This window comes from Roseibacillus persicicus, from assembly GCF_014651675.1.
Classification (GTDB): domain Bacteria; phylum Verrucomicrobiota; class Verrucomicrobiia; order Verrucomicrobiales; family Akkermansiaceae; genus Roseibacillus; species Roseibacillus persicicus.
On record NZ_BMXI01000009.1, the window covers coordinates 201,784 to 225,624 of the forward strand.

Annotated in this window: 21 protein-coding genes; 12 read left to right on the top strand and 9 right to left on the bottom strand. The window is 50.5% G+C overall.

What is annotated here, in order from left to right; genetic code table 11:
- Window positions 1-55: 55 nt before the first annotated feature.
- The 6 genes from IE099_RS11970 to IE099_RS11995 all read left to right on the top strand — a co-directional run bounded on the left by IE099_RS11970 (window position 56) and on the right by IE099_RS11995 (window position 4,734).
- On the top strand, window positions 56-316 hold the full coding sequence (locus IE099_RS11970; RefSeq protein WP_189570173.1) for an AbrB/MazE/SpoVT family DNA-binding domain-containing protein: 261 nt from the start codon (window positions 56-58) through the stop codon (window positions 314-316).
- The gene (locus IE099_RS11975; RefSeq protein WP_189570174.1) at window positions 303-698 is read left to right on the top strand and encodes a type II toxin-antitoxin system VapC family toxin; all 396 of its coding nucleotides are present in this window, start codon (window positions 303-305) and stop codon (window positions 696-698) included. The genes IE099_RS11970 and IE099_RS11975 overlap by 14 nt, the downstream gene beginning before the upstream one ends.
- 1,037 nt (window positions 699-1,735) lie before the next feature.
- Complete coding sequence (mobF, locus tag IE099_RS11980; RefSeq protein ID WP_194598387.1) at window positions 1,736-3,028, top strand: MobF family relaxase; 1,293 nt, start codon at window positions 1,736-1,738, stop codon at window positions 3,026-3,028.
- On the top strand, window positions 3,006-3,335 hold the full coding sequence (locus IE099_RS11985) for a hypothetical protein (RefSeq protein WP_189570176.1): 330 nt from the start codon (window positions 3,006-3,008) through the stop codon (window positions 3,333-3,335). The genes mobF and IE099_RS11985 overlap by 23 nt, the downstream gene beginning before the upstream one ends.
- 224 nt (window positions 3,336-3,559) lie before the next feature.
- Complete coding sequence (locus tag IE099_RS11990; protein ID WP_189570177.1) at window positions 3,560-3,904, top strand: plasmid mobilization protein; 345 nt, start codon at window positions 3,560-3,562, stop codon at window positions 3,902-3,904.
- Entirely contained in the window at window positions 3,901-4,734 is an 834-nt protein-coding gene (locus IE099_RS11995; RefSeq protein ID WP_189570178.1) for a relaxase/mobilization nuclease domain-containing protein, read from the top strand. Before IE099_RS11990 ends, IE099_RS11995 begins: the two co-directional genes overlap by 4 nt.
- On the opposite strand, the gene IE099_RS12000 is transcribed toward IE099_RS11995, so the two are convergent.
- Window positions 4,649-5,251 carry a hypothetical protein gene (locus IE099_RS12000; protein WP_189570179.1) on the bottom strand — a complete coding sequence of 201 codons (603 nt, stop codon included), beginning with the start codon at window positions 5,249-5,251 and terminating at the stop codon, window positions 4,649-4,651. The genes IE099_RS11995 and IE099_RS12000 overlap by 86 nt on opposite strands.
- Before the next feature lie 590 nt (window positions 5,252-5,841).
- On the opposite strand from IE099_RS12000, the gene repC reads away from it, so the two are divergent.
- From repC to IE099_RS12020, 4 genes are all read left to right on the top strand, one after another.
- Window positions 5,842-7,149, top strand: coding sequence for a plasmid replication protein RepC (gene repC / locus IE099_RS12005; protein WP_189570180.1), 1,308 nt, complete (start codon window positions 5,842-5,844; stop codon window positions 7,147-7,149).
- 229 nt (window positions 7,150-7,378) lie between these two features.
- Window positions 7,379-8,179: an N-6 DNA methylase gene (locus IE099_RS12010; protein WP_189570181.1), complete on the top strand. Its 801-nt coding sequence runs from the start codon at window positions 7,379-7,381 to the stop codon at window positions 8,177-8,179.
- The gene (locus IE099_RS12015; protein WP_189570182.1) at window positions 8,169-8,534 is read left to right on the top strand and encodes a hypothetical protein; all 366 of its coding nucleotides are present in this window, start codon (window positions 8,169-8,171) and stop codon (window positions 8,532-8,534) included. Before IE099_RS12010 ends, IE099_RS12015 begins: the two co-directional genes overlap by 11 nt.
- Before the next feature lie 6 nt (window positions 8,535-8,540).
- Window positions 8,541-8,804: a hypothetical protein gene (locus IE099_RS12020; RefSeq protein WP_189570183.1), complete on the top strand. Its 264-nt coding sequence runs from the start codon at window positions 8,541-8,543 to the stop codon at window positions 8,802-8,804.
- A gap of 11 nt (window positions 8,805-8,815) precedes the next feature.
- Here IE099_RS12020 and IE099_RS12025 read toward each other — a convergent pair whose 3' ends face one another.
- The 6 genes from IE099_RS12025 to IE099_RS12050 all read right to left on the bottom strand — a co-directional run bounded on the left by IE099_RS12025 (window position 8,816) and on the right by IE099_RS12050 (window position 18,690).
- Window positions 8,816-9,895: a hypothetical protein gene (locus tag IE099_RS12025; protein ID WP_189570184.1), complete on the bottom strand. Its 1,080-nt coding sequence runs from the start codon at window positions 9,893-9,895 to the stop codon at window positions 8,816-8,818.
- Between the two features lie 5 nt (window positions 9,896-9,900).
- Window positions 9,901-11,712 (bottom strand): restriction system-associated AAA family ATPase, encoded by a 1,812-nt coding sequence (locus IE099_RS12030; protein WP_189570185.1) that lies wholly within the window; start codon window positions 11,710-11,712, stop codon window positions 9,901-9,903.
- On the bottom strand, window positions 11,713-13,296 hold the full coding sequence (locus IE099_RS12035) for a restriction endonuclease subunit S (RefSeq protein ID WP_189570186.1): 1,584 nt from the start codon (window positions 13,294-13,296) through the stop codon (window positions 11,713-11,715).
- Window positions 13,293-14,951: a class I SAM-dependent DNA methyltransferase gene (locus IE099_RS12040; protein WP_189570187.1), complete on the bottom strand. Its 1,659-nt coding sequence runs from the start codon at window positions 14,949-14,951 to the stop codon at window positions 13,293-13,295. Before IE099_RS12040 ends, IE099_RS12035 begins: the two co-directional genes overlap by 4 nt.
- A gap of 3 nt (window positions 14,952-14,954) precedes the next feature.
- On the bottom strand, window positions 14,955-17,753 hold the full coding sequence (locus tag IE099_RS12045; RefSeq protein WP_189570188.1) for a DEAD/DEAH box helicase family protein: 2,799 nt from the start codon (window positions 17,751-17,753) through the stop codon (window positions 14,955-14,957).
- A 373-nt stretch (window positions 17,754-18,126) separates the two neighbouring features.
- Complete coding sequence (locus tag IE099_RS12050) at window positions 18,127-18,690, bottom strand: tyrosine-type recombinase/integrase (RefSeq protein WP_189570189.1); 564 nt, start codon at window positions 18,688-18,690, stop codon at window positions 18,127-18,129.
- Window positions 18,691-18,789: 99 nt separating this feature from the next.
- On the opposite strand from IE099_RS12050, the gene IE099_RS12055 reads away from it, so the two are divergent.
- Window positions 18,790-19,014 carry a hypothetical protein gene (locus IE099_RS12055; protein WP_189570190.1) on the top strand — a complete coding sequence of 75 codons (225 nt, stop codon included), beginning with the start codon at window positions 18,790-18,792 and terminating at the stop codon, window positions 19,012-19,014.
- Here the strand turns inward: IE099_RS12055 and IE099_RS12060 are convergent.
- Window positions 18,996-19,517: a DUF6082 family protein gene (locus tag IE099_RS12060; protein ID WP_189570191.1), complete on the bottom strand. Its 522-nt coding sequence runs from the start codon at window positions 19,515-19,517 to the stop codon at window positions 18,996-18,998. The genes IE099_RS12055 and IE099_RS12060 overlap by 19 nt on opposite strands.
- A gap of 712 nt (window positions 19,518-20,229) precedes the next feature.
- Window positions 20,230-21,033: a phosphorylase family protein gene (locus tag IE099_RS12065; protein WP_189570192.1), complete on the bottom strand. Its 804-nt coding sequence runs from the start codon at window positions 21,031-21,033 to the stop codon at window positions 20,230-20,232.
- A gap of 564 nt (window positions 21,034-21,597) precedes the next feature.
- On the opposite strand from IE099_RS12065, the gene IE099_RS12070 reads away from it, so the two are divergent.
- On the top strand, window positions 21,598-23,829 hold the full coding sequence (locus IE099_RS12070; protein WP_189570193.1) for a tetratricopeptide repeat protein: 2,232 nt from the start codon (window positions 21,598-21,600) through the stop codon (window positions 23,827-23,829).
- The last annotated feature ends 12 nt before the right edge of the window (window positions 23,830-23,841 follow it).

Sequence of the window (23,841 nt, forward strand, 5' to 3'; positions counted from 1 at the left end):
CTTTTTTGTGTCCCATTTGGTAAAATAGGGGAGAAAAACGAAATAAGGAGAAATCATGGAAACTTTGACCCTCAATGAAAAAGGCCAGATCACCATTCCTGCGTCCTTGCGGAAGCAATTGGGAATCAGTGCAGGGAGTCAGATTCGGCTATTCTCAGAACCAGGCGAGAAGACGCTTCACCTCACTCCGACCGGCTCGATTAAAGATGCGTTCGGAATCCTTCCAAAGCCTAAAAAGGCGCTCACGATTGAGGAGATGAATGAGAAAATGGAAAAGGCCGTGGCCGAGGAGGTGATGAGCTATGAGAGGGATTGATACCAATGTTCTCGTGCGCTTTCTCATCCGAGACGATGAGAAGCAGGCCAAGCGCGCAGCGGAAATTTTGATGGAGGAATGCACTCCTGAGAGTCCGGGTTTTCTAACAAACATAGTATTGGTGGAGCTTGTTTGGACCCTGTCCCGCATCTACCAATACACTCGGCCTCAAATCGTTTCCGCGATGCGTGCCCTTCTGAATTCCAAGGAGCTTCGCTTTGAGTCTCCAGATGAGTTACGTGCAGCATTGGAGCATTTTGAAGAGGGGAGAGCTGATTTTGCAGACTACCTCATTGGCTCGCTTGCCGTGAAGAATGGTTGCGAGGATACTCTAACTTTCGACAAGAAGGCCGCGAAGTTACCCTTCTTTTCTCGTGCTTAGACACAGTCCTTCCGCCTCCGGCGTGTGACCACTGGCCTCCGGCCTATGGTCAACTAGGAAAATCACATGGGTCTTTTCTTACCCCGTAGAAAGACTCAAAAGTCATTTGGAAATCTCGTTTGAGCCGATTGAAGGGTGTATTCGGCTCAATAATCTTTGTTTCATGAGCCGATTAGGTCGGAGGATCGGCTCACAACCTCCACTCGGTGGCTCTTTAGCATCCTCGAACACTGATCCGAGGCTCCTCTACCATCCAGTGTTCGGAACCGAACTCCCTTCTATGGTAAGCAGCCTCACCTCATCCTGCCCTTTGTGCGAACTACGTCCGCACAAAATTGGCCCTAAATCAATTCTCAGACCTGTGGTCATCAAAGCCGCCTCACTCTAGAAATTTCCTCCGCTTTGCCTGCTTGGGGGCAGTCTACGGAAATTTCCTTCACGAGTAAGGCGGGTATGCGTGAGTGGAAACTCAGCACCCAGCGTCGAGTTCGGCTCGGATACTGTGGTTATGGGAATGGTCTCAGGCCAAGACACAATACCCCAAGCGCTCACGCGCTTGGGAAAGGGCGAAAAGATCAATCTCTCTTCAAGGATCCTTCAAGGAAATTTCAAGTCGTTCTCAAGAGCCCTTCACCTCGTCTTCAAATGCTTTTCAAGACGATTTCAACGGGGCGGCGAGCGTTTTTCTGCGCTTCCGATGGCAGAGTGCAGGAAAACTTCCAACCCTATCAGGCGATCAACAAGAGCCGTTTGGAGCCGTGGCGAAATCAGATTGCCCAGATGCGTGGTCTCAACTGGCCCTATCTGAAGATCGCGCAATGGTTGGCTCAAAATACGGAAGTCTCCGTATCTTTTCAGGCCGTTCAGCAATTTTGCAAAGTGCGTGGGATCTTGAAAGGGGAGCAGTCTAAGCCCCCTCCTCCCGCAAGAACCACTTCAGTTCCTCCCAGAAGAATGCGCAAAAAATCCGCAACGAAGCTCTTTGAATACAACGAGTCTGACCAACCCATCGACCTCTCCAATCTAAAGCGAGAAAAATGATCACCGTCAGTCAAATCCGAGGAGGCAAGGGTTATATGTCCAAGCACCTCTCTGCTAATGATTACTATTCTGAAAACGAAACCGTTATCGGTCACTGGCACGGGAAGTCAGCTTGGGCTTTGGGGTTGGAAGGTCAGGAAGTCACCGCGCAAGCCTTTGATTCCTTGGCCATCAATCGCCATCCTCATTACGGTGGCAAGTTGAGGCCTCGAGATTCCAAGGTGTCTTTCCATGACTTTGTGGTCTCAGCTCCTAAGAGCGTCAGTGTGGTAGCCTTAGTGGGAGGGGACGAACGCCTTCGAGAAGCTTATGACCACTGCGTCGAGAAAGCTTTCGCTCGTTTAGAAAGCTTCGCCGCGCGACGGGAACGAAAGGGAAAGTTTCATGGCAGTGAAGAATACGTCCGCACTGGAGATACGGTTGCCGCCGTATTTAAGCATGATGCCAGCCGCCTTCTCGATCCGCAGCTTCATACCCACCTGGTTTTTGCCAATCTCACTTGGGACCAAAAGACCGGGCAATGGTTTGCTCTCCAACCCAAGTTGATGGCGGAAGAAAGCAAGGCTTGGATTCGAGGCCGCTTCTATCGCGACTTAGAAAAAGCCTGCCAGCAACTGGGTTACCGCACGCAACGCGATTATGAGGGCTTCCGCCTTCTCGAAATGAGAAAATCTACCGAAGTGGCCATGAGCCAGCGAGCCGTTCAGCGACAACGCTTTGAACAGCGATACACGCAAACCTTTGGACGGCGGCCGAGTAAGAAACGAATCGAGTATTTCATCAAGGACCGCAAAGGCGCAGCCCTGAAGCGATTCCGCGATGAATTCGAGGTTGCGTTTGGCACGAAGCCGTCGGCCCAACAGGTTTCCGAGTTCGTCGTCGATTGGCGTTCAGATAAAATGGCGACATCCTCCAAAGATCAAGTCGCTCAAGTCCGTCATCACCGTCTCACCGTAGAACAACGAAGCGAAGTGCAGTATTTGGTGAAGCAGGCGCAAGAGAGGGAAAGGGAGTCGCAGCAGAAAACAAATGCTCAGGGAATTGTTCCCGACAACGAGCCTCTCTCGATGACCCCGCCTTCGATCTCTAAAGCGAAGCCATTCAAGGCGGCAAAGGAGAAATCCATGCCACCTCGTGTAGTCAAATCAAACCAGCGAATCGAGGCCATTCGACGAATGAAGCGAGGAGTTGCAGTGGCACGGGCTTCGCAAGGGCATCCGGCCAGTCTCCTAGCGGCACAAATCAGATTAGTAGCGAAAAAGAACAATGCGAATCAAAGACGAATTTGAAATCAGGGAGTGTTTTGAACTGGAGCCGGGTTGCCCTACTCTCACCGTCTCCACTCCCTTCCGTGAAACGATGCTTCCTTGGAGTTCGTTCACTTCAGGAGAATGGGTGCGGGATAAAGTGATCTTGGAGTTCGGACAACAGGGGGCGGTTCAAATTGTAGGTCAGAACTTGCGCGAAATTTGGAGAGCGGCACAGATGCAAGAGCTTCGATTGATTCGCCCGAGTCGGGATACGGACAATGGGAATTGTCGTATTGAATCTCTTTCAAATGTGGCATTTGAACTCGAAGATGACATACCGTTCTAAGGTTGTGGAAATCTCATCGACTCCCTCTTTGCAAACAAAACGCTACTTGCTAGAAATCGAAGCGTTCGACTACGAGGAGCGAGATGTCTCTATGCAACCATTGCTGCGCATGTTTCGCATAGAATCACTCGCAAAGGGGAGAACCCCGTTTGATCCCCTCCTCCCGCCTGCGTGTTTACTGTGTTTCTGAGTTCGCACCCACAAACAGAGGAGAACCCTTGCCCATGAAAACCTTCAACCGCCAAGCCACTCCCCGGCGACGCCACCAGGTCATTTTTCGGCTCAACGACATCGAGTATGAACCCTTGCGGGTCAGAGCCGAACAATGCGGTCTCACCGTTAACGAGTTTGCCCGCGCCTTAGCGCGCACCTCGGACGGACGGGTGACCCTTCAGGTCGCGAACCGATTTGACCCGCTTTACATCGCGCAAATCAAACGCATTGGCAATAACCTCAACCAGCTTGTGCACAACGCTCACATCTTCGGACGCTTGAGCCCTCGGGTGGAAATGCTCTGCAACGACATTCACGACATCGTCATTCATGCCGCCAAGGAGCAATTGCCATGATTCCCAAAGTCTCGCGCTGTGGCCGCAGCTTCAAAGGCGTCTTTGCCTACTGCATGCACGATAAGGATAGAATGGGGAGCGACCGCGTCGTCTGGTCCAAGGCGCTCAATCTTCCCGACCTCGGAAAAGAGACCTGGCGTCTCATGGCTCACACCGTGCAATCCGCCGAACTCCTCAAGCGAGCGCACGGAGCCAGCCGGAGCGGACGCAAGCTCGAGCGTCCCGTCTTCACCTATTCTTTATCCTGGGCACCCGACCAAGATCCAGATCAAGAGCACATGGAAGAAGTCGCCCTACGCTCTCTTCGGGCTCTGGGCTTGGAGGAGCACGAGGTTTGGCTGGTCAGTCACAACGATACCGCACACTCTCATTTACACCTGATCGTCAATCGCGCTCATCCTCTCACCGGTTATGCCGCTTCGGTCGATTGTGCTGCCAAGAGGCTTCAGAAATTTGCTTCTGACTACGAGCGCGAAACCAAGCTCTACTGCTTCGCTCGTGAACAAAAACGAACCCAAACCGAACGCGCAGCCCCTCCTCGGCTGGCTGAACTGCAATCGTTCTGGGAATCTGGTCTTGCTGGGGAACTTCTTCTCTCCGCAATTGAAGAGCTTGGATTTCGTCTCATGAAAGGTCGCAAGCGTCTCGTCTTGGTCAGTTCATGCCAACAAGCGTTCAATCCAGTTCGTATTTTGAAAGGAGTCACCTCCCGTCAGTTTCGGGCCCGGTTGGGAAAGGTTACTCTCAAGAATTTGCCGGACGAGAAACCATCTGTCGATTTCCACCAAAGAGCCGTTCCCAGAACGATTTCTCACGCTCCATCTGAATGACTTTCTTAAGGCGAAGGTTTTGTTTGCGCAGCTTGAGAGCCAGCTCCTTCTCTTCCTGTAAGCTGAGTTCTTGTTGGTTCATTCGTTTTTCCAAGCCATCCAGAGCTGTTTGCAGGGCCCCTCCTCCCGAGGAATTGTTTTCTAGCAGTAAGGTCGCTCGGTTGTGTCCTTCTTGAGCTGCTCCCAAAGCTTCCTGCAGATGCTCAATTTGATTGAGGTATTGTGTCCTCTCGCGCTCGCGTTCCTGGCGCTCATTTTCGAGCTGTCGCTTGATGAAATCGGATTCTTGTGGAGATTGCTCCGATGGAGTTGGCAGAAGCGTTGTCTTCTTTCTGGCCACTCGTTCGAAGTCACAATCGCTTCCGTAAACTCTCATCAGCTCCGCTGCATCAATTAGTTTCTTGTCGCCTTCCATTTCGTAGGAAAGTTTGCCCTCCTCCATGTGCTTGCTAATCGTGGTGCGGGATTTTCCCGTGATACGATGAACTTCAGAAATTGAGAACTTGGATGAGGACATGAGTGGACACCTGTGCAGAAAAAGTTGATCAGTGAACACGATTCTAACAGGTTTTCTCCGTGTTTACAAGAGGTCGAGGCTCTCCGTTCACTGTTGAACAGGTGAATCAACTGCTGAACAAGTTTCTGTCCATTGTGGAGTCGAGCAGTCTTTTGCGCAGGTGTTCAACGCTGAACAGGCCAGTGTGCACCGCAACCCCTTGATTTCATTGTCAAAGTGCAAAGGTGTTCAATGTCCAATGTCTGTGCACTGGTCACCACTGAACACGGGCTGTGCGATCAGATTCTGGGCACAGGTTGTGTAAAACTGTTCAATCAGGTATAAAGGAGAAGAGAATCGATGCCGAATCTGCATAGGCTCTCAATCTGAGTCGGAAATTCTTCCGGCTTTCTGAAAAACCAACTATCAAAGGAGGAGCGAGAGACTTCCAAAAGAAAACCGCCGTTGGCGCGGCGGTTCCTCAAAGGCTTTGATTCAAAAACTAAAGCCATCGTAACAGAGTTTGATTTGTCCTGCAAGTTTCGTGGATTCTTGCAGCGGCTTTTTACAACCTTTTACACAGGGGTTTTTGGAGTCGTGCTGAAATACCCATGGAACATAATTTCAAAACAATCAGGTCTACCCAAGAAGAGGAGGGCGGTCTGCTGGAAACCGCCGATCGTTACCATCTTCTCAAACTTGTCGAGCGAGTAGGGAAGGGGGCTGGCTTTACACCTCGTATGGTCGATCTCCTCGCTTATTACCTTCGCTTCACTCGTGAATGCGATTGGGAGGAGGGGGCTCGTCCCGTGGTCTATCAATCCCTTTCCAAGACTGCTTTGGATATCGGTGTCAGTGAACGCCAAATTCAGAAGCTAGAAAAAGCTCTCTCAGAAGTTGGTGCTCTCACTTGGAGAGATAGCGGTAATCTCCGTCGCTATGGGCAACGTTGCACGCAGTCAGGAAAAATCCTCTACGCCTTCGGAGTGGATCTCTCTCCTTTAGCCGAAAGAGAAGAGGAACTCACTCAACTCTTGGAGGAGAAAGAGGCCTATGCGCGTTCATGGATGGAAGCGAAGCGTCAGATTTCCTTCTATCGCCGCCAAGTGAAGGCCTTGTTAGCCGAGGCAGCCGAGCAATCCTCACACTTAGAGGTTGCGAAGCTGGAGGGATGCTATCAGGCCATCGCGATTCAGATTCGCACTCATCTCAAGCTTTCGCGCTTGAAGACGATGATTATTGAACACCGGGAACTGTATCTTGCCACCAAAGCCTTGGCAGAGCAGGGGAGAAGCGTCGCTCAGGACTGTGCACAAACGGAGAAAGAGACGCCTAAGAACGAAGAAAAGTTCGCTCACAACAAAGATACAAATCAAATCCCATTCAATAAATTGAATACAAGTAGGGCTGCGCCCAATCGCTTGGCGAGGGGGAGAAAAGGAGAAGCCAGTTCTTCAAAGGAGACCTCTTCACCTACCGACAGTCCATCAGCCCAAAGGAGAGCAGGGGAGACTCAACCCCATTCCACTCCAACCGAAACCTCTCAAGGTTCAGGAGCAGGGAAGATTTCTCTCAATCAAATTCTCAATGCTTCCTCCTCTCGCTTTCGCGAATACCTGCCGCGCACCCTCAATGCCGTGAACGAATATCACTTGGTGGATGCCGCTGACCGCTTGCGCACGACCCTCCAAATCAGCAAAGGAAGTTGGAGCCGAGCTTGTCAAACAATGGGGAGGGTGGGAGCCGCCATCTGCCTCATGCTTACCGATCAAGCTGCCTTGCGCGAAATCAATCCAGCCCGCATCCCCGGCGCTTACTTCAATGCTCTCATCAAACGCTCACAAAGCAGCGAACTCAACCTCAAGCCTGCCATCTTCGCCCTCCTGAAGCGTCAGAAAAGGGCTGGGATTTGCTCCTGATGATCGGGATTTTGAGAGTTCGGGAGAAGAATTGCTTAGCGAGACGTGGAGTTTCGGAATTGGTTTTTCCTAATGAAATCAATCACTTGCCTGCCCATATGAAAGCAGTATCTGAAACTACTGGAGTCACAATTCTAAGGCCGGTTTCCAATCAGCCCCTATTGCGTGTGAAAATGGTCTCTGGTATATCGGGGGAATTGAGACGATTCGAGAGGATGAGGAGTGAGGAATGGCCGAAGAGACGGCACTACGTCAACCAAAGTATGAGTTTAGAAAGTTCTTAGAACCGATTGCCCGTCGTAAGAGCAGCCCCTTGGAAGTCTTCCGCGACTTCGCAACCATGGCCGCTTGTTCTTTAGCGATGCAGACTCGCGAAGAAGAATATCTCCAGATTGCGGGGAAGTATGAGCGCAAAGAGTTGGGTGATATCGCCAAGGCTCTGGGAGCCCTTGTTGTCGAAATGGAGGAGTTTCCCTTCACCGATCTCTTGGGTCATTACTATTGCGAGGTGAACGCTAAGTCTGGCCGCGACCAAAGAGGGGAGTTCTACACCCCAAGAGAAGTCAATAAGCTCATGGCGCGGATGTCCGTGAATACGGAAGAGATCGTCGAGAAGGGACTTCCTTTCACCATGAATGAACCAGCCTGCGGAAGCGGTGGTATTGTACTCGCTCTAGCCGAAGAACTCGCCCCTCACAATGCCGTCGATCTGATGCGCGTCACCGCACAGGACATTTCCAAAGTTGGTTGCGACATGGCCTACGTGAACCTCACCCTCTGGGCCATTCCCGCTCACATCATTTGGGGAGACACCTTACGAAACACCGTCAATGAGTCTTGGAAAAACATCCATTGGGCCCGAGTAGGCGAAGATAGTCGCTTGGTCATGAAGCAAGCCTTTGACCTCGTTAGGAAAGGAGTAGCTTCAAGTCCGGAGGAGCCAGAACCAATCAGCGAAAGCACCTCATCAATACCTCCGGCAGAAGAAGTGAACCAACAATGGCTCTTTGGAGGCCCTGATGTATCGTGAAACTGAATGGAGAATGCGGGTCCTGCTTTCAATCGTAACAGCCCCCGGACATCGCTGTGAAAAACAGAAGATCGACGGCACCGTCTACCACTGCAAGGCTGTCCACTTCGACGGGGAAGGACTTGTCGAAGTATTTCGCAAAGCTACTGCCGAGTCAGACGACCTCAGTATTCAATTTTCCATCTACGGCCAAGCCCTTGCCATTTTGCAAGTCGAAGGCGAGCGAGAGCGCCTCCTTTTCGAGCGTGATATGAATCTCGGCAATCGCGAACAAGCTGATGAGTTAGCCCTTAAAGTTCTCCATGAGTTGGAACCCACCATCACCCACCAAGAAGCCATGGCTTACTACCTGTGAGGAAGCATGAAAATCCACGAACACCGCATCAAAATCCTGCTTAATACGGAAGAGTTTTCTCAGTTATTCCAATACCACAGCGAGGGAAAGCTACTTGGGAGCCCAGTTGATTTGGAAACCGACTTAGAGAGCTATTTTGAAGGAGTTGGAGTGGAAGACTTAAGCGGATGTTTTGGAATGGCTGCAGGTGACTTAGTAGAAAAGTTGCAACTGTTTTCTGGTCCTTTAGTGGAGACTGAGTTGGTCTTCGATTTGATCGTCTCTCATTGAAAAACGAACTTTTAGGTGGGATTCGTAGTAGAATTTGGTCGAAACAATCCGGCTTCCTCACAGGCTTTTAGAAATGGGCTTTTCAAAAAGTTAGCTTCCGCCTCAGGATATTTTTTTGCGTTCTCGTGAACTTTCTTTGCGATCTCTTTTGGAGAAGCGTCGCATTTTTGCGATTCATCGAAAACTTGTTGGAGCCAGTATTTTCCATCGTTTTTTCCGCAGCAAATTGCCTTGTAGCGTTCTCGAATATTGAAGGTGTCATCCCAAGCTTCAATTTCGGTTTCGTATCCAGATGCTGAAAAATTCAAGTCAATTTCGCTCGGCTTCAGGCAACTGATTTTGTTGCTGCGAAGGGTGAGAGAGCATTCTAGGTCGGGATGATTTGTTGCGTAAATGTAGAATGATTTGCGATATTGGCGGCTATTTCGGCGCTTAAGTGGGTCTTTGGTGCCTTTGTAGGTTGAATTACAGTCGTGGCAGATCGGAGCGAGATTGTGGAAGTTGACGGTGTTGAATGGGTATTTTGCTTTGGGGAGAAAATGATCATAAGCCTCCCGTTTTCCCTTGTTGTATTGGTTCTTCAGTCTTTCGATACCGCAACATGGGCATCGCTCTGCGTCGTTCGTTTCGATGAATTGTTGAAAATGGTCGGAGACGGATCCGAACTCTCGTCTTACAGCGGAAAGGTTCAGAACGTCGGGGTAGAGCATTTTGAAAAAGGCTTTGAGTTTTCTTGATAAATTTGAATCAAGTTTTGTGATCTGAGAGTAAGTCACGGGTTGCTTCTCTGGATCCGCTTTACAGAGAGCTTCAATATCGTTGTTAGTTTCGCACCAATCTTGAAACTGGGATTTTTGCTCAGGGTCGAGAGTTTTGAAGAGGTCGAAGATTTCTTTGATCGGCTCGAAGAGTTTCGTTTTCGTGACTGAGTCATCGTGGAATATCTCTAAGACGATTTTTTTGAGTTCAGGATGAAGAAGCTCAATGTCGAAATCGCCAGAAGCTTTGCACCAGACTTCTTGCACGAGGTGCTTTATACACTCTTGAAGCCCTTCAAGTGAGTGGGGAACGTATGTGTAGGTAAAAAGCATTTTTCCTATTTAGAATTTTCTGTGTTCGCTGCTTCATTCACAAAAAGAACTTTTTCGACTGAGTCTCCGAGAAGTTTGTTAGCCTCTCGGATGAGAAGATCGGGAGATTCTCCTGCTTCGAGTCGAGCGCGGAGTTTTTCTAATTGAGCGAAGGAGTAGTCACCGATGGTTTCTCCCTGCCCAAAGACTTTGATGGTAATTTTGTTTGCTGATGCGCCGAAGGTGTTGAACTTCGGTCGGTCGTAGCTGACTTTTCCTGTCTCTTCATCTTTCTCGAAAACTAGGACGTTATCCTGTTTGCAATCGGAAATCACAAAGGGCGAGTGGGAAGTGAGGAGAACTTCCCGCATGACTGGGGGGTGGTTGGGGTCATTGACTTCCATAGCATCTCTTAGGGTGGAGATGTAGGAAGCGCGCCAATCGGGGTTGAGGTGGGTTTCTGGTTCGTCGAGAAGGAAGAGGCAGGGTTTGTGGCGGAAGAGGAGGCAGAGGCCGATGGTGTGGATGAACTGGTATTCTCCATCAGAGAGGGACTTGATATAGAGCTTCTCTTTGAGTCCTGTCTTTTTCAATGAGCCGTCTTTGAATCGCATGATGCGTTCATGAGAAGCGGGTGTTGAAATCGTTTCGTTTACGTAGAGACTGGCTGATTCGTAGACCTCTCTTTTTGTGATTGGGTCGATTTCGTAGGTATTGAGAGTGAGGAGGGTCTGGAAGGCTAGAAAGAGATTCAGGGCTGAGGCGGCATTGGCGTGGTTGTTAGATTCGTTGGAGCCGGCAGCTCCTTCTCCGAAGTGGAGGGCGAAGGCGTCCTGCGTGGCTTCATTTATCCAATAGTCAAGGTAGAGGTCATAGCTGTCGTCATCTTCGTGGGCACTGTAGTCCTCGTAGTGGGTGGTGGAGCATTTGATGAATTTCTCAAGGACTCCGAGTTGAGAGTTTGAATCTGTTTCTTCTTTTGCAAGCAGGCTGGTGAGTTCTGGGTGAGTGAGGAAGGAATTTTCTTGTTCCGCCTTGCTCATCGTCTTTCGACGCTGCTCGGAGACTTCGATGCGTTGGCAGCGGCGGATGATGATGCGGAATTGGGTGATTCTTTCGATTTTTATTCGTTCGCGGAAAACCTTTTTGATGGCCTCGGTCGGGAAGAGGTAGTGGCAGAGAAGGATGGCTTGGCTGTATTGCTCATCGAGATAGATCATTCGTCCTTCTGGGGAGCCATTGTAGGGTGTCGACTCGCGGAGGTGATGGCAGTATTCATCGAAGTGGATGAAGCGCATCTTTAGGAAGGGCAGACTAAGGATTTCGTTGTGGCCGGAAGAGTAGCCGAGGATGAAGGTGGGGAGGTAGGATTTGATCTGGACGCTATCGAGTTCTTCTCCGTCCGAGAAATCGGGGAAACTGGGACTATGAAAGACTTTGGGAGGCTTGCCCTTCTCCTTGACGATCCGGATGTGCGCGAGAAGTTGAGCCTTGTAGTAGTTTAAGGCTGATCTCTTCTGGGTCTGATCATCGGGGATGAGGTATTCGAGTTCAAAGGCGTTGGGGGTGCAGACGCTGGAATCGAACCCTTTGGATTTGGTTTCTGGGTCTGGCTCGAACTCGGCAGGTTTGACGTCGAGATGTATCGCTTCGATATGATAGAAGATCGCAGCGAGCGCTTCTAGGACGTTGGATTTGCCCGAGCCATTGAGTCCGGCAAGACAGTAGGGATTGAATTGGTCGTAGTCCTCGAACTCCCACTCGCGAAGGAAGTGGATTTCGAAGCCCTTGGTGAGGCTGCGAAAGGTGTCGTTGAGTTTGAGGCGCAGGAGTTTCATCTAGGCAGGCTGGAGGATGATTTCCTTGCGATTCTCGTCGAAGGTTTGGGTGAGAAAGGGTGCGCCTTGGGCGGGATCGAGGCAGTCGAAGAGAATGTCGCGGATGGCGTCGTAGTTCGGCTCGGTGAATATACTTTCTGCCTGAGACATGAGATTCGTAATCGAGATCTCTTCTGTTTGTTTCGCGAGGAGCCGGAATTTGAAATAGTCGGGTGACCAAGGGATTTGCTCGTTCTCCTCGATGACTTTGTCTTGGCTCTTGAGCTTTTTCTCTACGGATGCAGAAGGCTTGAGCGCCTTCAGTGAAATGCCACTCCCGACCGTCCTCGGAAGCGTTTCGTGGACGAGTTCGTTGAGTTTGTCGGTAGCTTCGATGATTTCTCCGGCTTCCTCTTCGAGAATCAGATTCCTGAGGTCGAGGTCGCCACGGAAGGCGCGTTGTTGAAGAGAGCGAAAGAGTTGTTGATCGAACCCTGAGGCCCTCTGCAATAAACCTTCATGATCTCGAATTTTTCTTTCTGCATCAGAGAACTCTTGCTGGCGCTCTGGCGGAGGGATGGGAATGTCCAAATCATTCAGCATCTGCTGGCTGATGTTTTGGATATTTGCGCCCCTTCCGGTGCTCAGCATGTAGTCGCGGAATGACTTATTCCTAAAGAGATGGACGACGTAGGAGGGGTTCAATTCATCCGACGTGATCCGGTATCGAATACAGAATCCGCTATATGACACGGTTTGCTCTCTAGGGTAGACACTCAAGCATCTTCCAACAAGTGCACGATTGCCGTTCGAGCGAACTAGTAGTAGGTCCCCATCCTCTAGGAAGTAGTCCTTAGACGGTGCTTCCTTTAGCTCTAGCTCAAGAATCTCAGATACGTCTTCAATCGTTGCATGATTCTGGAAGTCACCCACTCCTATACATCGTATCCGAACACCAGAATCTCCCTTTTTGTAATTAAGCCCATTTTTGAAGCTCCCATAATCTTGGAGTGATCCTGTCTGCCATTTGTTCGGATTTCTCACGGGATCCCCAAACATGTCGAGGAAGGTGGATTGGATGAGTTTTTCGGTGAGGTTGAGGGATTGCTGGCGGAGGCGGCGGAGGGCATCCGCCTTTTCCAAGACCGCCGCGATCCGCTTTTGTTCGTCGAGGGGTGGGAGAGGGATTTCTATGCCTAAGAAGACGTCCTTCTTGATTGTCCTACGACGAGCGACGCCACCCTGCATTTTTGACGCGTAAATGCTGCGAGCTTCGTCTGAGCGTAAATACCGTTCAAGGTAGGGAATGTGGACTCTGTCAGGATGTTTTAGGCACCATATACCATAAGCCGGGCTGACTATTCCAATCGGATATAGCTGCTGGAAGCCGAGGACACCTTCATCAATTGGGAAGCCCACAACGAGCTCGTCACGATGAACAATTCGATAGGTTGATGTGTTTGAACTGGCTATGCGCTTTTTGAATTTTTGTGCCTGATCCACCAAGCCTTCGCGCATGGTGATCGAGAGAATCGGAAACTCGCCACTACCTGCTCGTTGAGTTCCAGAAGACTCTAAGATATTCCCTAGGGATTCCATGTTCATTTCAAAATTCCCTCCAGTTCTTCGATTCCGGCCTGAATCTTGGTTTCTATCTTTTTCAGTTTGTCCAGAATGACAGCGGGCTCTTCATACTCTGTTTCCTCGTGTTCGACTTTGGCGTAGCGGTTGAAGGAGAGGTCGTATTTCGTCTCCTTTAGTTCTTTGACAGGGACAAAAAAGTGATTGGCTTTGCGGTCGCCGACACATTTCTTCGGGTCACGAGCGTTCCATTTCTCGACCACGTCAGGAAGCTCGCTGCCTTCGATGCGTTGGCGTTTGTCGTCGAGGGAGAGGCCGTCGTTTTCGAGGTTGTAGAACCAGGTGTTTCTGGTCTTGCCGCCTTTGGTGAAGACGAGGATGGCGGTAGCGACTCCGGCGTAGGGCTTGAAGACGCCACTGGGAAGTGAGATAACGGCTTTGAGTTCGGCCTTATCGATGATAAGTTTGCGTGCGTCGACGAAGGCTTTATTTGCACCGAAGAGGACTCCTTGAGGAATGATGATGCCTGCGGTGCCACCCGTGACGAGAAGGGTGTGAATCCGTTCGATAAAGAGGAGCTCGGTCTTGGTGGTCTTGAGCTTGAGGGATTCGTTGATGTCGCCCTTGTCGATGCTGCCGGTGAAGGGCGGATTGGCCATGATGATGTCGTAGCCGCCTTCTTCGGTGAAGCTTTTGCTGAGGGTGTCCTTGTAGTCGACGACAGGATTGTCGATGCCGTGCATCATGAGGTTCATGAGGCCGAGACGCACCATGGTGGTGTCGATATCAAAGCCGCGGAGGCCTTGCTCAAGGATGTCTTTGTTCTTCTGAGTGAGGAGCCCGGCGACGCTGGTGCGGACGAAGCCATCATCGTCTTTCTCGAAGGTTTCGCCTCTCTTCGCCTTGCGGATGGCAAGCTGGGTGATGATGTATTGATAAGCCTCAAGGAGGAAACCGGCTGTGCCGCAGGCGGGATCGCAGATGCGATGGCCAAGCTGAGGATTCACTAATTCGCTGACGAGCTTGATAATGTGGCGAGGGGTGCGGAATTGGCCGTTCTTGCCTGCACTGCTGATTTCGCTGAGAAGCATCTCGTAGACGTCACCCTGGATGTCTTGGAAGAGGTGCCCTTCCTCTTTGGCGTCGCGCTCTATCTCCTCGTAGATTTCCTCAATATCAGCGATGGCTTTGCTGAGAAGTTCGGCCTTGGGAATGATGAAGACGGCATTGGCCATGTGCCGAGTGAAGGCAGAGGTCTCGCCATTGAGGGTCTTGATGAAGGGAAAGACCTTTTGCTGAACATGAGGGAGCATTTCATCAGCCTTCCAGTTGCGAAAGTGACTCCAGCGAAGTGTCTGCTTGTCGATGGCCAATTTCTTCAGTTCAGCTTTGTTTTCTCTTTTCGCCTTGGCGGTTTTGTTGTTTTTGGGATCAAGGAGTTCGTTCGCCTTGGCTTGGTCGTGTGGAAGATAGAAGTCGCCCTCAAAGCGTGAGGTGAAGGTGTCGCCGGTGAACTCGGCATCGCTCTGGCGCTTGAGATCGAGTTCATCGATCTGCTTCATGAAGAGAAGGTAGGTGATTTGCTCGATGGCAGAGAGCGGATTCGAGATGCCTCCCGCCCAGAAGCGATTCCAGAGGCGGTCGATGAGGGCTTTGAGTCTTGGATTTAAATGCAGCATGGCTTAGGCGATGAGACGTTCGGTAAGAGCAAGGATTTGGTTGATCTCGGAGGGAGAAAATACCCCGCGAATTCCGTTGGGGTGGATAACGGTGAAGGGTGCTTGGATGAGATCTCGTTTTTCAACGCCTCCTCGGTCGATGAGAACATCGCGAAGCAGGTTAAGGAATTGAAGTTGATGACTACTCAATGAGGGGTGTTCGACCATGAATTGGTCAATAGAGCGTGAAACGGTATCCGGGAAGCTTTCGAGCACTTCGATGCCAAGGATGTGACGGATGAAGCGAAGGAAGGAGGCATGTTGATGGCTGTAAACTCGACGGAGGAGCTTCAGGGTGATGTGGGGGTGTTCATCGTGAAGTTGAGCGGCAAGGGTATCAGCTTCTTCCTCGGTGACAGGGAGTTGTTGGCGGATTTTTTGAAGGATGGGATTGCTCGCAGTAAGTTCGTTCACCTTTTCCTCAACGAGGGCTCGGTATTTCGCGATACTGAGGGATTCATGCTCGGGCCCGAATTCTACGGTTTCCTTGGTAGCAATGAGATCTTCGAAATTGAAGCGAGCAGGGCCACCTTCTCCTCGGCTGTCGCGAAAGCTCATGAGCGGAGCGAGTCGCTTGGTAAGGTCGTCGAATGTCTGGTCGGTCATGTTTGACCAGTAGTAGGGAGTTTGGGCTTTTTGAATGAGGCCTGACTCTTCGGAGACGGTATTGACGGATAGAGGGAGTTGGGCGATCTGTGCGGTGAGGTTTTCGGCGAGAGAATTGTATTTATCTTTGTCCTTTTGCATGTGAGCAAGGGAGGCTTCTAAAGCGTCTTTCTCAAAACGCATGGCTTTGAAATCGACTTGTGAGACGACTCGGAAGAGCGGCTGAATGGCGTGGCGTAGGAAAGCAATTTTATCGGCGTCGAGGGTGCTCCAGAATGATTCGTCTTGGCATCGTTCGAGGTGCTTGCGGGCTTCGGTGATGGTGACCGATTGTGAGGGGAGAGCCTCGATTTGTTTGAGGATGGTGGCCGCCTCCTTGGATGCGACGTTTTCTTCAGATAAGGCGAGAGCTGCTTCGATTTTGTCGATGCGGACGGCTGCGAGACGAACGGGAAGAGGAATTTGGGCCTTGGGTTCTTTGCCCTTAGGGCTGAGCTTGAAGTATTCGAAATTGTCCCAGCAATCGATGATCTGGAAGCAGTCTTTCTCGGGGCACCAGGCTTTGATTTTGTTTTCTTCGAGGAGGCGGGTGCCGCGACCGATCATTTGCCAGAACTTGGTGTAGGAATAGACTGGCTTAGCGAAGACGAGATTCACGATTTCGCGGACGTCGATACCGGTGTCGAGCATGTCGACGCTGATGGCGATGCGCGGCATATCACTGTGGGTGAATTGGCTGATGAGGCCGTCTTTACCATGCACTCGGGGATCTTCGGAGACGATGACTTTAGCAAGTTCGCCGTTGTACTCGGGATAGAGAGAATCGAAGATTCTTTCTAGGCGACGAGCATGATCTTTCGACATGCAGAAGAAGATGGTTTTCCCTGGAAGAACGCCGTTTGGGTCCTTGATGGCCTCTTCCATGAATTGTTTCACGATGAGGGCGTTGGTGGGCTCATTGATGACGGCTTTTTCTAACTGAGAGCCTTCGAAGGTGATTTCATCGACCTCTTTTCCTTCGAGAATGAGTTTCTTCTGATCTTCGAGAGAAATGGTGCGCTTGCTGATCCCTTCTTTCTGAAATTTGGTTTGGATTTTCAGAACGCTAAAGTCGCAGAGGTAGGGAGGAACGTGATCGATGGCTTCGTCATAGGAGAAGGCGAAGGAGGGGAGGCCGTCTTCGCATTCGAAGAGTTCGAAGGTGTTCCGATCGATGATGTCTCGAGGAGTGGCTGTGAGTCCGAGTTTGATAGCGTGGAAGTAGTCGAGGACGTCGCGGTAGCGGTTGTAGATGGAGCGGTGGCTCTCATCGATGATGATTAGGTCGAAGAAGTGTGGGGAGAGGGTTTCGTCGTTCGACTGCACGATATTGAGCATCGTGGGATAAGTAGCAACGTAGATTCGGCGATTTCCTACGATGGACTTTTCTCCTAGCTCCGGCCAACGAGGTTCGTCAGGAATGTGCTCTTTGAAGGCGTCGAGTGCTTGGGTGCGAAGTGCAATGCGGTCAACAAGGAAGAGGACGCGCTGAACATGGCCCGCACGCATAAGAGCATCGGTGAGAGCAATGCAGGTGCGGGTCTTTCCTGTCCCCGTTGCCATGACGAGGAGGAAGAGGCGTCGATTGCGTTCGATGCCTTCCATGACAGAGCGGATCGCCTGCATCTGGTAATCACGACCGGCGATGTCGGTGTTGATGAGTTCGTCAGTGAGTGATTTCTTGTGCTCGCGAATATGGAGGAGGCGTTCGAGGTCTTTTCTGGACGGGAAGCCGTGGACTTTCTGAGGAGGAGCGTGACCAAGATTCCAGAAATAGATGTCGTGGCCGTTGGTGTAGAAGCAGAAGGGCAGGGCGTCTCCCTCCTGTTTTTGGATGCGCTCGCAGTATTGTTTGGCTTGTTCTCGACCGAGTTCGGCGTCTTTGGAAGTTTTTTTAGCTTCAACGACAGCCAAGGGTTTACCACTCTTTCCAAGGAGAACGTAGTCGCTGAATTCTCGAGTGCCGTATGTTGTCTGACTTTCAGCCAAGACGGAGCCTTTTGGTCCGCTCACGAAGTATTCCTCTACGACTTGAGTCCGGTCCGAAAGATCCCATCCCGCGCTCGCCAAACGGCGATCTACGATTTCTTTTCGGGTTTCAGATTCAGAAGAGGACAAGGAGGAAGGTTTTGCTGAGCAAATTTCTATCGAGACTTCGTAACGAAAGGAAGAAAATAGGTTCTGAGTTCAAGGGTATTCAGCAAGTACCTATAGGCTCTTTGAAGCCTGAAATTGTGAAAGAGTTTACCTGACTGCTACCGGACGAGCTTTGTCGATTGGAATGTGAGAAAGTGGGTTCCGAACTTGGTTGCAATGTGGACACTCAAATTTAGTAAGAATGGCCTCAGAAATCGAGATAGGTAAATAAATATTGAATATGAAACAGAATAGACCATTCTGTTTCATTTCCTTTTTACTAGTCTTTAGGAGCTACTGGAGCAAGGAAAAGGATCAAAATATGCGGCTGCAGCGGTTCTGTGAGATCTCGTTGTCAGCGGTCTTCTTTGAGCCAAATTCGACTGGCGAGTTTGCGTTCTTCTTTCCCTAAAACATCGATGTAAATGGCGGTATTACTGAAGTTCTCGTGGCCCATCCATCGTTGAATTTTTGGCAGGGGAACGCCCAAGCAGGAGTGGGCAGTGGCAAAGGCGTGGCGGAGACCTTTCGAGGTCGCTTGAGGGCCTGTGATTCCGGCTTTTTTCATACAGGTTTTAATGGTGCGCCAGCTTGTCGTCCGGCTGAACTTCCAGATTTGGTCTTCAGCTTGCAAGTCGTGAGTAAGCTGAGCCACTCGCGATGCGAGTTTGTTGGGAATGGGGAGGATTCTCAGGCGATGGGCCCCACGTTGTTTAAGAGTCTTGATGACGACTGATTTTTGCGAGAAGTCGAAATGCTCTTTGCGAAGATTGGCCGCTTCGCTTGGGCGACAGCCAGTGTAAAGGATGGTGAGGCAGAAGGCTTGCTTGGCCGGGCATGTCAAACTCGAGACCGCTTTGCGGAAATTTTTCCTCTCCTGTTCATTGAGATAGAGACGCTTACCTTGTGTGTCGAACAATCCTGGGCCTGACCTTCCTGCGACCACCTTGGGAAACAAAATGGTCTATTCTGTTTCATTTTAGCAGATGCCGAAGATCGGCGCAACCTACCTAAAATTATGACGATACAGAAAATTATTGGAGAGAATGGTCCTCAACAAAAAATGTGCAGCGGAGGAGCCTGCCCGGCTGCCATCGTGGGCAGCGACGGCAATGTCTACGTGCAGGGCTACCTGCCCACCAGCGAAGCCGAACGAGCTCTCAAGGCACCGAGCGGGGAGGGTTTTGTGAGTATTCCTCTCGAAACCGCCAAAAAGATCGCGGCTCAAGTTTCCGAACTTTGAGCCGCCTTCAGCGAGGCCTCCGGCTTCGGTCGCGAGGTCTCAGCTTTCCCCGACATATCATTCTTCTTCATCACCCTTTTCTCCACCTTCTTCAACAACACATCCTTCTCCATGAACTCCCGAAAGTTCGCCGAGTAGAATTCCCCATAAGTCGCCCAATGAGATCTCATGTGCGGCATCTCCATAAAATCCCGCACATCATTCAGCGTGCCCTGCCAGTGAGCCTTATCGAACAGCTCCCGCTGCCGAAATATCATTTCAATATGGTTCAGCCAAAGCTGCCGATACCGCCGCTGCTTCTGGCCTTCCTCCGAACCACCCCCAATGGCCCCCAAAAGATCCGGGTCATCCAAAGCCGTCAGTAACAAAGTCCGCGTCCCCTCATGCAACCGCACCTTCGAGTCCATCCGACTCTGTTTCCGTGTCAAATGCTGCTGAATCGCGAATGATACAAAGGCGATAATAACTGAGATGAGGGCAACAATCTCTGTGATGCTTATCATCGTTTTCTCCTCGTGAAGCTTCCTTTGTATTAGAGGATCAGTGACTTATAATCAAGGAGGCATCGAAAATTTTTCTAGGAAAGCGGGCCATCGCCAGCCGTCATGTCGACTCGTTCTGCACAATGCGGCAGGGTTGAACCCAATTGTGGGGGGCATGTCCCTTGGGTGAAGAGATTCGTTGTCAGAAGGCCTAGCGTCTGTAGCTTTAAAATTTCATTTTGCCTACAGATTCTGCGGAAAGGGCATGAGTATTTGGTCTCCGCTTTAATGGTCGACAACAGTTTCACCACAGTTTGTGATTCTCATCCCACGTTTTTTCAGTTTTCTTTCCAGAGGATGTTAAAAGGTAGAGGTTCGTATCGATTTTGGTTACCAGCGGCTGTAATATTGGGGGTAGTCTATTGTCTGTGGAGATTTGGAGAAAGGAGAGTTCAGGATTCATCAGAGCGATCGGATACGAAATCGAGCCGTGAACATGTGGAGCAATCGTTCTTGTCGCGAATTCAAAGAGTTGCGTCGGCTCGACTTCCTCAGTATCCGTTTCGCGGAGCTGAGACTTTGGTGTTTACTCAGATTAGCGAGGACTTCACCGAGTTGCAGACAAGGGAATTGATTCTGGCTGTGGAAACAGAATTCAATGTTGACTTGGAAAACTCACAGTTCAATGAGCGTCTCGGCTCCGAGGCCTATGTGTTGAACTTACGGGATAATCTTACTTTGCAGATTTTAGCGGAGTTGGTGGAGTTGGAGCTGAAGTCCCGCGAAGAATCTTCCTAAGATTTTTGTAGTTTTCCGGTGAGGTGCGGTCTTCCGGCAATTGGTCGATCCAAGCCTTAGCTATGATAGCTCCTTCACCTTTGTAATTCTTTCGAAAGGCGTTAAATTCTTGTGAAGCATTCTCGTCAGCATTGTCGGAAATAATCCGAAAATGAACCTGATTGATTGGTTGTGATGTGAGACTTGTCATGATTCCTATTAAGTTCATATCTACCACCTGAGAGCCTGTGATTTTAGCTATTTCTTCTCTTTTAGTTGCGGACGCGATAAAAGCGTCTCCAGATGCTACGGATATAGGCGGGTGATCAAGCGGCGGACCAAGTTCTTCTAGTTGAATTTTCCATGTCGGTCTTGGCTTGAATCCTGCTTCAGTCCACGTTCCTGACTGCCAAGGAACAACTTTCTCAACTCGAAACCAATCACTCGTCAAGGCTTCCGAAATCGCGCCCACTGGGCCTATTGAAACAAGATGGTCAATTGGATATTTAGTTACAAGGGCCGTTACGTTTTTTGTCGTGGAAGTAGTTCCTGATCCCATGAGCATTGCGTATACCTTATGTCCGGACACGAGGTATTCTTGAACGGGCGTGCCACTAAGTTCAAATGATCTGATAGCCGGTCCGTTTTCCTTCTCAAATCGGGCGCCATCTGCCTCTAAAGCGTAAAAAAATGCAACCGAGCTTGCGGTCATCAAATCGAGGCCGCAGCTGCTGAATAGAAGAATCAATAATCGCAACATTGATTTGATTGTCGGACTTTCTCTCCCGCTTGGCTATCAAATAGTTTGGGGGTAACTGCAGAGAATAAAAGTTTTGTCACAGCTAATTCGTAAGACTAAAAAATATTAATTAGTTGTTTTGATCTTGCTAGTTGAGTGGGGTGAGTTAGTTCTTGGTCTGGTTAACGAAATGTCAGAGTAGAGAAGGCCAATGGATAGAAGGACGGTATTAAAGATGAGTTCGGCGATTGCGCTGACAGGAGGTATAAGCTTGGCGGCGAGGCCTTCGGGTCTTTACCGTATAGTCCCGGTCGAAGATCAGTATTATTCAGAGGCGTTTCTAGCTCGCATCTCAAATGCGCGATTCTCGACCCGTCAAAAGGCAATTCAATTTGTGAGCAACAAGAAAATTAAATTCTGCATTGACTATGTTGGCTAAAAAAGTTTTGTTTCGTTTAGGGCGCACAAAAAGTGCGAGCTTGTATCGGCCAGCCATCAGGCATCAAGGGGGCCGAGCGCCCGATTTTTTTCTGTTTGGAGGAGTTTGCTTTTCCGGCTGCGAGAAGGCCGTTGAGAGGAGGGGCCATGAGTGATGGAGCTTTTTTCCGAAAGCGGTCGATTCCTCAAAATCCAACTCTTGATCCGCTTGCCGCTGAACTGGCGGACCTTCAAGTTCGCGTCAACCATCGAAAAATTGGTCCGGTATTGACCCGACTTGATGAGTTGGCCCTCACACACTCGGGCGACTCGGTCGCCTTGGGGAAAATCGGTTCTCTTGCCGCTGACACCCAATTCCGTCTGGGCCGGTTTCACGAAGCTGCCGCTTACTATTCGTCCGTATTAGCAACCTTAGTTTCGATCCCGAATTTGCCTCGCGCCTGGTATCGTCCCGCCTTGGGCGAAGTGCGTTCTCTCGCCAAAGCGGCCTCCTTCGAAGAGGCTAATTTAAAGGCTGCAGCCTTGTGGCAAACTCGGGCTGACAAGGAAGTCGAATTTGATGCTCTCCTCGCAAGCTCCGACGGGACCGTCGTAATTGAGCAACAACCGGTGTTGGCCAGCGAGGCGGCCACTCAGCTAGGCAATCTTTTCCTGCAGGAGGGGCAAACTTCAGAAGCGAAGCAATGGTACGAGCAAGCAATCGGAAGTTCGCCCAAGGCTTACCAAGCACATCTTGCTTTGGCACGTCTCGCTTTGGCTGCGGACGATGCCGCTACTGCACAAGACCGGGCAGATTACGTGCTGACCGAATCAAATTTCCAAGCTGTAAGCGTGGCCGCATGGCCTCTCCTAATAACTTCACGGGTTCGGCAGGAAGCCCCGGCTTTTCCAGAAGCTCTCTATCAGTCCATGATTGGAACTGCTCGACAGAGTGTGCGGGATCGTTGCATTGTCGATATCGTAAAGACGCTCCGCTCTTTCGATGACCCAAATTGGAAAACGATTGCCGAGCATTGGCTGCAATCTGATTCAATGACTGATGAAGTCCCTGCGGTTGAGTTGGCTAAAATGGTTTTAGCTGACGAAAAGATCAATGGCGGCGCGCCCTCCGTGATTGCGCTTGCAGCCCATCGTGTTCTTCACTCGGACCGAGTCAGCCCATCGGAAGTGATTTCTTGCTCGAAGTCCATTGTAAGGAGTTTACTCCAGCAAGGTGAGCTTCTCCCTGATTTTGCCGGGCTTGCAGCTAAGGCCGAACGCCTTTTTGGGCTGGGGGCCAAGAGGGATGCCATCCACGGGATGGCGCTTTCTGCTGCCGGAGCGGGTTCCCTCGATCTAGCTCGTCCCATGTTTCAATCCATCATCGACGAGCCTGGCGACGGGGGCGCGGTCAGGAAGGGAAAAGCAACTTGGGCGCTTGCGCGCCTCGAATCAGAAGCTGGAAATCACCATCAGGCCGCACTGCTGTTTCTCTCCGTTTCCGAGGGGCCGGGGCAGTCTGCCCCTATCAGGATGCAGGCTCTTAGACTGTGGTTGGAAGAACTGCGCAAGACCGATTCTGACGTTGATGATAGCGAGGTCATCTCGCGTATCGACAATGTCCTTGCTGGCATCGCGCAACCCGCTCTCCTTCTTGATATCGGTCGGCAGCTTAGTCTCATTCCCGGAACGCAACTGAATGCTCTCCGAGAACATGTTTATGAGATTGCGGAGACATCAGCTTGGGAGGCTTTTCTTGAAATTGAACAGCCTTCGACAGCTCTCAAGAAACTCATCCATCTCACCCGAAGGCAGTACTTCGATTTCGTGCACACCGCAAAGATCGTTTCCCAGTGGCATTCTCTTTCGACTGAGAAGAGAGCTTGGTTGCGAAATGATGCCAGTCATTGGTGGGAGTATCTTTCTTTGGTCTTCCAATCTCTAATCGCTGAAGGGGACCGCTTGGGCGGCGAAGATTTGGCTGCCGGGCTCCTCAATAGTGATGAAGTCACTCCCGAGGGGTATGTTTGGCTGGGCTCGGCTTACGCCAATTGGAAGATTCGAGATGGTGATCGTCCAAATGAAGGCTTGTCCCACTTCGATTGGATCATTCAGGAGCAACCAACCCATCAACAGGCTTCCTGGGGTTACTACTGGAAAGGTCTTGCGGCATGGAAGGCTGGAAGGACAGCGGAAGCCGCTGAAATGGGTCGCCGTATTCGTCTTTGCTATGCTGGGAAACCAAGCTTCACCTGGCAGTGGATCCTCGATGCCGTTGGTTGCCTTCTGCAGTCGTCCTTTGATGTTGATACTGCGATGGAAAACTTTCCAGAAACTCACACACGAAGGTTCTTTGAGCAGTCAGCGACTGTTGCCAATCGCGAGATGAGAAAATTTTAAAACCTAAATCAA